The 11,323-nt window shown below is 67.6% G+C and carries 14 protein-coding genes; 6 read left to right on the top strand and 8 right to left on the bottom strand.

Annotated elements, in window-relative coordinates; genetic code table 11:
- Positions 1 to 462: 462 nt before the first annotated feature.
- On the bottom strand, positions 463 to 891 hold the full coding sequence (locus tag AB4Y86_RS03600) for a PLD nuclease N-terminal domain-containing protein (protein WP_441400153.1): 429 nt from the start codon (positions 889 to 891) through the stop codon (positions 463 to 465).
- A gap of 167 nt (positions 892 to 1,058) precedes the next feature.
- Between AB4Y86_RS03600 and AB4Y86_RS03595 the strand changes: the two genes are divergently transcribed.
- On the top strand, positions 1,059 to 1,376 hold the full coding sequence (locus tag AB4Y86_RS03595) for a DUF4229 domain-containing protein (protein WP_441400151.1): 318 nt from the start codon (positions 1,059 to 1,061) through the stop codon (positions 1,374 to 1,376).
- A 73-nt stretch (positions 1,377 to 1,449) separates the two neighbouring features.
- On the opposite strand, the gene AB4Y86_RS03590 is transcribed toward AB4Y86_RS03595, so the two are convergent.
- Genes AB4Y86_RS03590 through AB4Y86_RS03570 form a run of 5 tightly spaced genes read right to left on the bottom strand, consistent with a single transcriptional unit; the run spans position 1,450 to position 5,752 of the window.
- Entirely contained in the window at positions 1,450 to 2,331 is an 882-nt protein-coding gene (locus AB4Y86_RS03590) for a 1,4-dihydroxy-2-naphthoate polyprenyltransferase (protein ID WP_441400150.1), read from the bottom strand.
- 58 nt (positions 2,332 to 2,389) lie between these two features.
- Entirely contained in the window at positions 2,390 to 3,538 is a 1,149-nt protein-coding gene (locus tag AB4Y86_RS03585) for an AMP-binding protein (RefSeq protein ID WP_441400148.1), read from the bottom strand.
- An 8-nt stretch (positions 3,539 to 3,546) separates the two neighbouring features.
- Complete coding sequence (locus tag AB4Y86_RS03580; RefSeq protein ID WP_441400146.1) at positions 3,547 to 4,500, bottom strand: 1,4-dihydroxy-2-naphthoyl-CoA synthase; 954 nt, start codon at positions 4,498 to 4,500, stop codon at positions 3,547 to 3,549.
- Positions 4,501 to 4,521: 21 nt separating this feature from the next.
- Complete coding sequence (locus AB4Y86_RS03575; RefSeq protein WP_441400144.1) at positions 4,522 to 4,962, bottom strand: VOC family protein; 441 nt, start codon at positions 4,960 to 4,962, stop codon at positions 4,522 to 4,524.
- Positions 4,963 to 5,002: 40 nt separating this feature from the next.
- Positions 5,003 to 5,752, bottom strand: coding sequence for a CPBP family intramembrane glutamic endopeptidase (locus tag AB4Y86_RS03570; RefSeq protein WP_441400142.1), 750 nt, complete (start codon positions 5,750 to 5,752; stop codon positions 5,003 to 5,005).
- A gap of 211 nt (positions 5,753 to 5,963) precedes the next feature.
- Here AB4Y86_RS03570 and AB4Y86_RS03565 point away from each other — a divergent pair, with 211 nt between their 5' ends.
- Positions 5,964 to 7,424: an amino acid permease gene (locus AB4Y86_RS03565; protein ID WP_441400140.1), complete on the top strand. Its 1,461-nt coding sequence runs from the start codon at positions 5,964 to 5,966 to the stop codon at positions 7,422 to 7,424.
- Between the two features lie 91 nt (positions 7,425 to 7,515).
- On the opposite strand, the gene AB4Y86_RS03560 is transcribed toward AB4Y86_RS03565, so the two are convergent.
- Positions 7,516 to 8,247 carry a dienelactone hydrolase family protein gene (locus AB4Y86_RS03560; RefSeq protein ID WP_441400138.1) on the bottom strand — a complete coding sequence of 244 codons (732 nt, stop codon included), beginning with the start codon at positions 8,245 to 8,247 and terminating at the stop codon, positions 7,516 to 7,518.
- Positions 8,248 to 8,327: 80 nt separating this feature from the next.
- The gene (locus tag AB4Y86_RS03555) at positions 8,328 to 8,504 is read right to left on the bottom strand and encodes a CsbD family protein (protein ID WP_441400136.1); all 177 of its coding nucleotides are present in this window, start codon (positions 8,502 to 8,504) and stop codon (positions 8,328 to 8,330) included.
- A 158-nt stretch (positions 8,505 to 8,662) separates the two neighbouring features.
- Here AB4Y86_RS03555 and AB4Y86_RS03550 point away from each other — a divergent pair, with 158 nt between their 5' ends.
- The 4 genes from AB4Y86_RS03550 to AB4Y86_RS03535 all read left to right on the top strand — a co-directional run.
- A complete protein-coding gene (locus AB4Y86_RS03550; RefSeq protein ID WP_441400134.1) occupies positions 8,663 to 8,812 on the top strand; it encodes a hypothetical protein in 150 nt (49 codons plus the stop codon).
- On the top strand, positions 8,812 to 9,480 hold the full coding sequence (locus tag AB4Y86_RS03545) for a pentapeptide repeat-containing protein (RefSeq protein ID WP_441400133.1): 669 nt from the start codon (positions 8,812 to 8,814) through the stop codon (positions 9,478 to 9,480). The genes AB4Y86_RS03550 and AB4Y86_RS03545 overlap by 1 nt, the downstream gene beginning before the upstream one ends.
- A gap of 154 nt (positions 9,481 to 9,634) precedes the next feature.
- The gene (locus AB4Y86_RS03540; protein ID WP_441400131.1) at positions 9,635 to 10,846 is read left to right on the top strand and encodes a thiolase family protein; all 1,212 of its coding nucleotides are present in this window, start codon (positions 9,635 to 9,637) and stop codon (positions 10,844 to 10,846) included.
- On the top strand, positions 10,846 to 11,323 hold a 478-nt coding region (locus AB4Y86_RS03535; protein WP_441400129.1), incomplete at its 3' end, for an enoyl-CoA hydratase/isomerase family protein. The genes AB4Y86_RS03540 and AB4Y86_RS03535, both read left to right, overlap by 1 nt.

Raw genomic sequence — 11,323 nt, 5'->3', positions numbered from 1 at the left:
ACGTGGCCGAGAGACGGTCCACCACACTCGGCGTGGCAGCGAWTTGCCAGAGATGGCCGCTTCGACGATCTACATTCCGGCCCTTCTTGGCAAACGGCCGAGGGTCGCTGCCCGTGCGCCACGTGCCGGTCCAAGATAGGGAGGCAGGGGCGGCTCGGGCGGGGCTAGCGCCGGCCGGGCCAGTATGCCCGTTTCGTGGGGCCGTTGGCGCAGGGAAGCCGCGATTTGCCAGAGATGGCCGCTTCGACGACCTACATTCCGGCCCTTTTTGGCAAACGGCCGCGGGTGGCTGCCCGTGCGGAATCGCCGACCGCGCGTGAGGGCCGCCGGCATCCGGCCGAGGGTGGTTGCCTGAATGGAACCGCCGACCACACGGGGACGCGATGTCTGGCAAGCGGCAGGAGAGGTGCAGGAGGACAATTGCCTGACCGGAAGGACCGAGCCGGCAAGGATCTTGCGGGTCTACTTAACCTCGTCGGTGCCCTGCGCCGAGTCGCCGCTGCCGTGGGTTTCGCCGGCGTCCGGGCCCGGGGAGTCGTCAGTGCCGTTTCGAAGCTCGCGTTCCTTGGCCTCCAGCTCGTCCCGAAGCTTTTTGAGCCTGTCGGCCTCCGCCTGGTTCCGCTGGCGCCGCGCAAGGTTGCGGAGGAATTCAGGGTCATCGTCCGGGGCTGTCGGGTGCCGGTAGGTAGCAGGGGCGGCTTCCGCTCCGCCGCCGCGCGGGCGCCCGATGAGGAACCACAGGACGGCTCCGATCACCGGGAGGACGATTTGCACCACGATCCAGGCCGGCTTGGAAATGCCCTTGGTCTGGCGTGAGTCAGTCCGGATCAGGTCGATCAATCCGTAGACAAATACGACTAACACGAGGATTGGTACCACAACACGGAGCATAGCTTCAGTTTAGCCTCCGCGGGGGGTTCCGGCGCCTGGCCCCAGGTCGCCGGCCGAGATCGCACGGTGCCTGGCCAGCGGCGTCCGCACCGCGGCGGCGTCCGCACCGCCGGGGCGCCCGCACGGCCGGGGAAGCCGCGGCGGCCCCGGGCAGCTAAACTGGGGACGTGGCCTTCTTGAAATACTCCCTGATCCGTCTGGCGCTGTTCCTGCCGTTGTTCGCGCTGTTTGTCTATCTGCAGCTGGGCTGGCTGCTGGCCGCTCTCTGCGCCGGCATGATGGCGTTCGCGATCAGCTTCCTGTTCTTCCAGCGGCAGCGCGACGCGGCCACCGCCTCGATCCACACCCGCTTCTCCGGTCAGGCCAAGCCGCTGCGCAGCGCCGGGGAGGTCGACGACGCCGACGCCGAGGATCGGCTCGTGGACGAGCATCCGGACGTTACCGTACGCACCGACAGCCGTCCGAAGAAGCCCAGCGACTCCTAGGCCCGACAGTCCCTGTTAGGCCCGACTGGCCCCGACAGGCCCGTCTGTGCCAGGCCCCACGCGCGGACCCGCCCTAGAACCCGCGGCTCAGCACCAGGCCGAGCGAGAACAGCACGGCGTAGCCGAGGTTGATCAGTCCGGTCTGCTTCAGCACCGGGATCAGGCTCTTGCGGCGTCGTCCGGCAATCATCAGCCAGGACGGCATCAGGCTGGCCGGGATGAGCAGCAGCACAATCAGCATCCAGGGCCGGGCCGGTGCCAGCACGATGACCAGCAGGATCGCGACCGCGAGCATCAGCACGTAGCTTTCCCTTGCGTGCTTGTCACCGAGCCGTACGGCCAGGGTCTTCTTGCCCGCGACCCGGTCGGTGGGGATGTCCCGGACGTTATTGGCCATCAGCAGGGCACAGGCGATCAATCCCGTGCCGATCGCACCGATGATGGCCTCGGGGCTGAGCCGCCCGGCCTGCGTGAACGTAGTGCCCAGTGTCGCCACCAGCCCAAAGAAGACAAACACGAACAAGTCGCCCAGCCCGAGGTAGCCGTAGGGGTTCTTTCCGCCGGTGTAGCCCCACGCGGCGAAAACGCAGCCCACGCCCACGAGGATCAGCCACCACGCCTGGGTGATGATGACCAGCGCCAAGCCGAACAGCATCGCCAGGCCGAACGCGGCGAAGGCAGCCCGCTTGACGTGCTCCGGCTTCGCCACGCCGGAGCCGACCAGCCGGAGCGGGCCCACCCGGTCCTCGTCGGTGCCCCGGATGCCGTCGGAGTAGTCGTTGGCGTAATTCACCCCCAGCTGGAGCAACAGGGCCACCATGGCGGCAAGCAACGCGTTGACGGGACGGAACGCATCCATCGCATAGGCGGCTCCGGACCCGATCAGGACCGGCGCGATCGCGGCCGGCAGGGTGCGCAGACGGGCGCCTTGGATCCATTGTGCGGCTGTGGCCACGTTCAGTACCTCGTTGATTCGGTGAAGATCTGGTCGGTCAGACTTGCTTGATGCTTTTCTATTTTCCCTGATGCAGGGCGTCGAGCAGAACGGTCATGCTCAGCCGGTCCGGCTTGCCGTTGGGCAGCATGATCAGTTCGGCGGCCGCGAGGACGGTTTTCGGCGCCAGCAGTCCCAGCGCATCGTGCCGCCGGGCAGTGAAGCCCCGGAGGCCGGCGGGCGAGCTGTCTTCCACCGCCACATAGGCGGCGATGGCCTGCCCCCACTCGGCTGACGGCACGCCGGCCACAAACGCGGCCCGGACGCCGTCGAGCTTCTCCAGCTCCGCCTGCACGTGCGCGGCGGAGACCTTGACGCCGCCGGTGATCACGACGTCGTCCGCCCGGCCCAGCACGGTGAGCCGCCCGTCTTCGCCCAGTTCGCCGAGATCACTGGTGCCGTACCAGCGGACCCCGTCCTCCTCGACAAAGGCCGCCGCCGTGAGCGCGGGCTCGTCAAGGTAGCCGGCGGCGATGGTGGCACCGCCGAGCAGGACCCGGCCGTCGGCCGCGATCTTGACCTCGACGCCGTCCAGTGGCACGCCGTCGTACACGCACCCGCCGCAGGTTTCGGCGGAACCGTAGGTGGTGACCACCCGGACGCCGGCATCCCGGGCCGCCGCGAGCAGCCCGGCCGGCGCGGGGGCGCCCCCCAACAGGATCGCGTTGAAGCGCCGGAGCACGGCCAGCGTGCCCGCGGAGGGTTCTTCCAGCAGCCGTTGCAGCTGCGTGGGAACCAATGAAGTGAGGCGGACCTTGTCGGTCAGCTCCAGCGCGGCAGCCGTGAAGGCCTCCGGGGTGAACCCGCCGGAGAGGTCCATCGCCCACGGCCGGGTGCCGGCGAAAAGCGAACGGACCAGCACCTGCACGCCGGCCACAAACTGTACCGGGAGCGCCAGCAGCCACTGGCCTTCACCCTTGAGCGCCATTGCCGTCGCCATCGAGGACGCCGCCAACGCTTCGGTCGTGAGGACGGTGGCCTTCGGCGTTCCGGTGGAGCCGGACGTCCGCACCACCACGGCGGCATCCTCGATTCCCGGTGTCTCCACCAGGTGGACGACAGGGGAGCCGTCCGCGCCCGCCGACAGTTCGACGGCGGGACCCTCGCCGCGGAGGGCGGCGGCGAGGGCTGAGAGGGCGGGTTCGATGTGTGCGGCTCCGGCAGTCATTGGCAACCTCAGAAGTAGTACGGGAACTTGGACCAGTCCGGATCCCGTTTTTCCAGGAAGGCCTCCTTGCCCTCCACCGCCTCGTCCGTCATGTAGGCCAGCCGCGTCGCCTCGCCGGCGAACACCTGCTGCCCGGCCAGGCCGTCGTCGGCGAGGTTGAAGGCGAACTTGAGCATCCGGATGGCCTGCGGCGACTGCCGGGCAATGTCCGCGGCATATTCCAGCGCCACCTCTTCGAGCCGCTCGTGGTCCACGGCCTCGTTCACGGCGCCCATCCGGACCATGTCTTCGGCGGAATATTCGCGGGCCAGGAAGAAGATCGCGCGGGCGGACTTCTGGCCGATCTGGCGGGCCAGCAGGGCCGAGCCGTAGCCGGCATCGAAACTGCCCACGGTCGCGTCGGTCTGCTTGAACTTACCGTGCTGCCGCGACGCGATGGTCAGATCGGAGACCACGTGCAGCGAGTGCCCGCCGCCTGCGGCCCAGCCGTTCACGACGGCGATGACCACCTTGGGCATGGTCCGCATCAGCCGCTGGACCTCGAGGATGTGCAGCCGCCCGGCGCGGGCGGGGTCGATGGTCTCCTTCGTTTCGCCCTCCGCATAGCGGTAGCCGTCCCGGCCGCGGATCCGCTGGTCGCCGCCGGAGCAGAACGAGTGGCCGCCGTCCTTGGCGGAGGGGCCGTTGCCGGTGAGCAGGACGGTGGCAACATCGGGGGTCATCCGGGCGTGGTTCATGGCCCGGTAGAGCTCGTCCACGGTGCCGGGCCGGAAGGCGTTGCGCACCTCCGGCCGGTTGAAAGCGATCCGGACGGCGGGCAGGTCCCGCACCACCGAGCCGTCCGCGGCGCGCTCGACCTGCCGGTGGTACGTCATGTCCTGGAAGTCGTCGAAGCCGGACACGGTGCGCCAGCGGGAGGGGTCAAAGACGTCGGATACCTTGGCGGGGATTTCGTTGCTCACAGTCCGAGTCTAGTAATCGGCTCAGCTGATGCAGAACTCGTTGCCTTCCGGGTCCGCCATGGTGTGCCAGGAATGCGGGCCTTGGTTGGCGGTCCAGAGGAAGGTGGCACCGCGGGTCTCCAGGGCGGCGCGGACCGCGTCCTTGTCCGCTCCGGCCAGGTTCACGTCCCAATGGACCCGGTTCTTGACGGTTTTTCCTTCCGGTGCCGTCTGGAACAGCAACCGGCGGGCGGGCGGGGTCACACCCAGGTCCTCCCGCGGCCGGATGGCGGCGCCGGCCCGCCAGACCAGCTTCCCCTGGTGCTGCTTCGTTTCCGCGTCCGTCGCAAAACCCTGCTCGATCATGGACCGGACGAAGTCCTCGTCCTGCGGCTCCACGGCCCAGTCGAGGGTTTCCGCCCACCAGTCCGCAAGGCCGTGGGGATCGGCGCAGTCAACAGCTATCTGGATGTTCAATGCCATGGGAGAAACCTACGACGGCGGCGCCCGCCGCGCTAGGTGCCTACTGCAGCTTGTCGAGGATCTCCGGCGGGATGGCGTAGATGAAGATGACGGCCAGCAGGTTCTTCGAGGCGTGGACGAAGTAGGAGAACATTACGTTCTGGCCGGTCCAGACGTACACGAACACCAGGACGGCGCCCATGGCGAGGTAGGGCATCAGGACCGGCAGTGTCAGCGTCTCCTGGCCCACGATGTGGATGGCCGCGAAGAGCACCACCGAGAGGGCGCAGCACGCCCAGATGTTCAGCTTCCGGCTCAGCTTGCCGATCAGCAGGTGCCGGAAGACGTATTCCTCCACGAACGGGCCTACCACCACCAGCAGCGGCACCATCAGCCACGCCGGAACCTGCTGCATGAGGGCCTGCAGCCCAGCCTGGTTGGCGGAGGTCTGCGGGGGCCCGGCGAGGACCGCCAGTACAGCGGTCAGGATCATAGCGGCCACCACCGCCAGCGGTACCATCAGCAGCGTGAACCAGGGCCGCGTGGCCAGGACGCGGAGATCCCGGCCCGCCACCCGCCGGGCCGCGGCCAGCGCGAGCAGGCCGATTCCGCCGTAGAAGACCAGATTGACGGCGTAGGACGCCACGGCCGGGTTCGGTGAGAGCTGCAGCAGCAGCGGCCCCAGCAGCCCGGAGGCGGTGGCAAAGAACGCGGCAACGGCGGCGTAAAGCCCCGCCGTGATGAGGTCCAGCCGGGAAAAAACGTAGAGTTCCGGACGCGGCGCAGGCAGTTGGCGGAGGGCGGTGTCCATGACCTCAGCCTAACGGTGACCGGCTCCCGGATGTTGCCCGCGTCACGGTGCGGCCGCCGGAACCCGTAGAATGGATGAGCCGAGCGACGCTGCGAGCCCTTCGGGGGCTCCGGTACCACCGCTGAATCCCCGCCCGGGCCGTATCCACTTTTGTGCGCCCCCGGGGACCGCGTTCCCGTCCCGGCAAGACCCTAGCTACAAAGGAACTTTCGTGCCGAAAAGTACTGTCACCGAACCCCAGAACGCCCAGGCGCAAACCGCCGTCGTCGACCCGACCCTCAGCGCCGAGGGTTACAAGAAGTCCCTGACCGGCCGACAGGTCACCATGATCGCGATGGGCGGCGCAATCGGCGTCGGCCTCTTCATGGGGGCCGGCGGACGCCTGGCCTCCACCGGCCCGGCACTGATCTTTTCCTACGCCATCGCGGGCGTCCTCGCCTACCTGCTGATGCGCGCCCTGGGCGAACTCATCATGTACCGCCAAACCTCCGGCTCGTTCGTCAGCTACGCCGGGGAGATGTTCGGCAAGAAGGGCGCCTACCTGTCCGGCTGGATGTACTTCATCAACTGGGCCATGACCGGCATCGCCGAGCTGATCGCGATCGGCCTGTACTTCCAGTTCTTCTTCCCGAACGTGCCGGTGGAACTGAGCGCCGTCGCCGCCCTGCTCCTCCTGGTGGGAGTGAACCTGCTGAGCGTCAAGGCGTTCGGGGAATTCGAATTCTGGGCCTCGGTCCTGAAGGTCGCAGCTATTCTGATCTTCCTGGTGGTCGGCACCTTCATGGTGATCACCAACGCCAAGGTCGGCGACGGCCACGCCTCCGTAGGAAACCTCTTCGCGGCCGACGGCGGCATGTTCCCCAAGGGCGCGCTGGTCATGATCCTGGTGCTGAACGCGGTGATCTTCGCCTACAACGCCATCGAACTTGTCGGCATCACCGCCGGCGAGATGGAAGACCCGGCCAAGGAAGTCCCGAAGGCGATCCGCGCCGTCGTGATCCGCATCGTTGTGTTCTACATCGGTTCGGTGACCCTGCTTGCCATGCTGCTGCCCTCGGACCAGTACCATGCCGGCACCTCACCGTTCGTCACCGTCTTCGGCCAGATGGGCCTGCCATGGATGGGTGACGTCATGAACATGATCGTTATCACCGCGGCGCTGTCATCCTGCAATTCCGGACTGTATTCGATCGGCCGGATCTTCCGCACCATGGCCAACAACGGGCATGCCCCGCAGTGGCTGACCCGGATGTCCAAGAACCACGTGCCCTACGCGGCGATCCTGGCGATCGGCTCGGTCTATCTCATCGGCATCCTGCTGAACATCTGGCTCGGCGGCTCGCACGCCTTCGACCTCGCGCTGAACACCGCCTCGATCGGCGTCATCTTCACCTGGGGGTCGATCTTCGCCAGCCAGATCGCGCTGCGGAAGATCAAGGGCAACGTTTCATCGCTGCCCATGCCGGGCTCCCCATGGACCAGCTGGGCCGGGCTGGTCGCGCTGCTCGCCGTCACAGTGCTGATCGGTTTCGACACCATGACCAGCAAGTCCGGCGAGGTCTTCCAGCTCGGACTCTGGACCCTCGCGACCATTCCGTTCTTCGCGGTGGTGCTCTGGCTCGGCTGGCAGAAGGTCAAGAACAACGAGCCCAAGAGCGAGCTGTTCAGCTAACACCGCCGTCGCTCCCGCGTCGATTGCTCCGTAAGTGCCGTTCTGGGGCCGCTAAACGGCGTCGTCGGAGCAACCGATCAGGGGACGGACTCTACCCCTTCAGATGCCGGGCGAAGTGGTCCTCGATCCGGCGCCAGGCCTCGGGTGCGGACTGCGGGTCCGGCCCGACGCCGAGTACCCGGAACAGCGGCCGCAGCGGCCGGGGACCGGCCTCCGCGTCGTTGAGGAACCCGTGCCCGGCGGTTTCGAATTCCTTGACGTCGTGTTCGACGCCGAGCGCCTCGAGGGCCGACGAAAGCCGGCTGGCCGCGCCCCGAAGGCCCCGGTCCTTGGCGCCGAAGTTGGCCACGATGGGGCAGGCGCCGGCGAGCGCCGTCTCCGGGTCCTTGGGCACGGTGCCGTAGTTCACGGCGGCGGCGTCGAAGCCGTCGTTGGCCAGCAGCAGCGCGAAGCCGCCGCCCATGCAGAAACCAATGACGCCGATCTTTCCGGTCGTGCGGCCGGAATCCAGCAGCCATTGCCGGGCGGCCGCCAGGTCCGCGAACGCCTTCCCCTGCCCGGCGGCGAGGGAGCGCATGGTGGAAACCAGGCACCGGCGGGCCCCACCGTCGCTGAACAAGTCCACGGCTAAGGTGAGGTAGCCGGCGGCCGCCATCCGCTGCGCGTGCCGGAGCGTGATGTCGTCCAGGCCGAAGGCCTCGTGGATCATCAGCACGGCGGGGAACGGTCCGTCCCCTTCCGGTTCGGCGAGGTAGCCGCGGAGCCGGCTCGAGCCGCCGGCGACGCCTTCGGGGCCGGTGAGATCAACGTAGTGCGGGTCCATTCCAACAGTCTGGCATCCGGGCACAAAAAACGGCGCCGGACATCCCCCAAAGGAATGTCCGACGCCGTCGGTCTGCGGAATTAGTCGCGCTTGAAGGCGTCCTTGGCGTTCTCGCCGACCTTCTTTGCGTCAGCGACGACCTGGTCCTTCTGGCCTTCGGCCTTCAGTCGGTCGTTGTCCGTAGCGTTTCCGGTGGCTTCCTTGGCCTTGCCGCCGAGGTGCTCCGCTTCGTTGTGAATCTTGTCTCCGATACCCATGGTGTGTTCCACCTTTCGTTTCCGGTTGAAATTCAATGTGGTTTCACCCTAACACAAAGCATACTTACTAATTCAAGGGGACCTGCAGCATCACCTGGCCGGCCCGGCGCCCCGCGACTAGCGCCCAGGTTCCGCGGGGCCGGGCTAGGCTCGGATGCATGAAGCTCACAACCACCGTCACCCAGCACATCATGGCCAACGCGGACAGGGTGTGGGCTGTCGTGACGGACCTTCCGGGCTCGGCTGGGACCCGCAAGAGCCTCACACAGGATCTCGCCGAGATCGCCGCCAAGGCGGAAGCGCTGTGATGGCGGCCGCTTCCGGTGCCCGCAAGGTGGCAGCACCACGCCTCACGCCGGTCCGGCTGGCCGACCTCGTGCCGGATGCCGCCCCGGATTTCCGGCGCGGCGAGCGCTACGACGGGGTTGCCTACAACCGCGCGGCCGCGGACGGACTGGAACTCAGTGGTACCGATTTCGCCGAATGCGAGTTCAGCGGCGTCTCCTTCAACGAAACCCAATTGCGCGGCGCAACCTTCCGTGACTGCATCCTGGCCGAGGCTTACGCGCCCGTGTTCACGGCCGCCCGCTCAAGCCTGCGCGACGTCGAGCTCCGCAATCCCCGCTGGGGCTCGGCAGAACTGTATGAAAGCGGCTGGCAGTCCGTGCGGATCGACGGAGGGAAGCTGGACTACGTCAATCTCCGCGGCTCCAAACTCATCGACGTCCAAATCAGTGACTGCATCATCAACGAACTCGACCTAGGTGCGTGCACGGCCACCCGGGTGGCGCTGAAGAACTGCACCATCGGCAGCCTGGACTTCAGCGGCGCCCGGCTCAAGGATTTCGACCTGCGCGGCACGGAGTTCCGGTCCATCAGCGGCCTCGGCAGCCTCGCGGGCCTGGTCATCGACGAATACCAACTAAGCCTGCTGGCGCCGCTGCTGGCCGGCCACCTCGGCATGATCGTCGCCTGAGTCACCGCCTGGGGCGCCTGCGGCTGCGCCCGTCACTGGGCCGCGTCATCCGGGGCCGCCCGGTTGACCGCCATGACCCGCCGTGTAATCGTTATAGAACGAACGGTCGGTAATTTATCCTGCCGGCCCTGCTCCCTTGGTGAAGGATGTTCTCATGGTCGAGGCTTTTCTTGTTGGCGGTGCCCGCACTCCGGTGGGCCGGTATGGCGGAGCGCTCTCCGCGGTCCGTCCCGATGACCTGGCGGCGCTGGTGGTCCGGGAAGCCGTTGCCCGCGCCGGCGTCGACCCGGACGCCATCGACGAGGTCATCCTCGGCAACGCCAACGGCGCCGGCGAGGAAAACCGCAACGTAGCCCGGATGGCCACCATCCTGGCCGGCCTTCCGCTGCACATCCCCGGGATCACGGTGAACAGGCTTTGCGCCTCGGGCCTGAGCGCCATCATCATGGCCAGCCAGATGATCAAGTCCGGCGCCGCGGACATCGTGGTCGCCGGCGGCGTCGAATCCATGAGCCGTGCCCCCTGGGTTCAGGAAAAGCCGCAGGCCGCGTTCGCCAAGCCGGGCCAGATCTTCGACACCTCGATCGGCTGGCGCTTCGTCAACCCGCTGTTCCAGAAGGGCGAACTGTCCCGCGGCGGCAAGATGACCTACTCCATGCCGGAGACCGCCGAAGAAGTCGCCCGCGTGGACGGCATCACCCGCGAAGATGCCGACGCCTTCGCCGTCCGCTCGCACGAACTCTCCCTCGCCGCGATCGCTGCCGGCCGCTTCGCCGACGAAATCGTGCCCGTGACGGTCAAGACCCGCAAGGCGGAGACGCTGGTGGACACCGACGAAGGTCCCCGCGCCGGCACCACGATGGACGTGCTCGCCGGGCTTCGCCCGGTCGTCGCCGGCGGTTCCGTGGTCACTGCCGGGAACTCCTCCACCCTGAACGACGGCGGCTCCGCCATCATCGTTGCGTCCGAAGCCGCGATCAGGAAGCTCGGACTGACCCCGCGGGCCCGCATCATCGACGGCGCCTCCGCCGGCTGCGAACCCGAAATCATGGGCATCGGGCCCGTCCCGGCCACCCAGAAGGTGCTCGCCCGGGCCGGGCTGGGGGTCGGTGACCTCGGCGCCGTCGAACTCAACGAAGCATTTGCCACCCAGTCGCTGGCCAGCATGCGTCGGCTCGGCCTGGACCCCGAGATCGTGAACCGCGACGGCGGCGCCATCTCCTTGGGGCACCCGCTCGGTTCGTCCGGGTCCCGGATTGCGATCACCCTGCTGGGCCGGATGGAACGCGAGGACGCCAAAATCGGCCTCGCCACCATGTGCATCGGCGTCGGCCAGGGCACCGCCATGCTGCTGGAGCGCGTCTAATGGCGTCCCGGCCCGGCGGTCTGGACACCGCCGGCTTCGGCACGCTCCTGGTCGAGGAACGCGAGGACCGGCTGGTGGTGCTGCTCAACCGACCTGAGGTCCGCAACGCGATCGACCAGCAGATGGTCGACGAACTCCACCGCGTCTGCGCGTACTTGGAACAGACGCCCAAGGTGCTCATCCTCGCGGGCACGGAAGGCGTGTTCGCGTCGGGCGCTGACATTGCGCAGTTGCGGGAACGCCGCCGCGACGACGCCCTGCAGGGGATCAACTCGACGATTTTCGTCCGCATCGCGAAACTGCCGATGCCGGTCATCGCTGCCCTCGACGGCTTCTGCCTCGGCGGCGGCGCCGAGTTGGCCTACGCCGCCGACTTCCGGATCGGCACCCCAGGGATCCGGATCGGCAACCCGGAGACCGGCCTTGGCATCCTGGCCGCCGCCGGGGCCAGCTGGCGCCTCAAGGAGCTCGTGGGGG

Source organism: Arthrobacter sp. 2YAF22_2 (assembly GCF_052114645.1).
Classification (GTDB): domain Bacteria; phylum Actinomycetota; class Actinomycetes; order Actinomycetales; family Micrococcaceae; genus Arthrobacter.
This window is presented reverse-complemented; position numbering and strand designations above follow the sequence as displayed.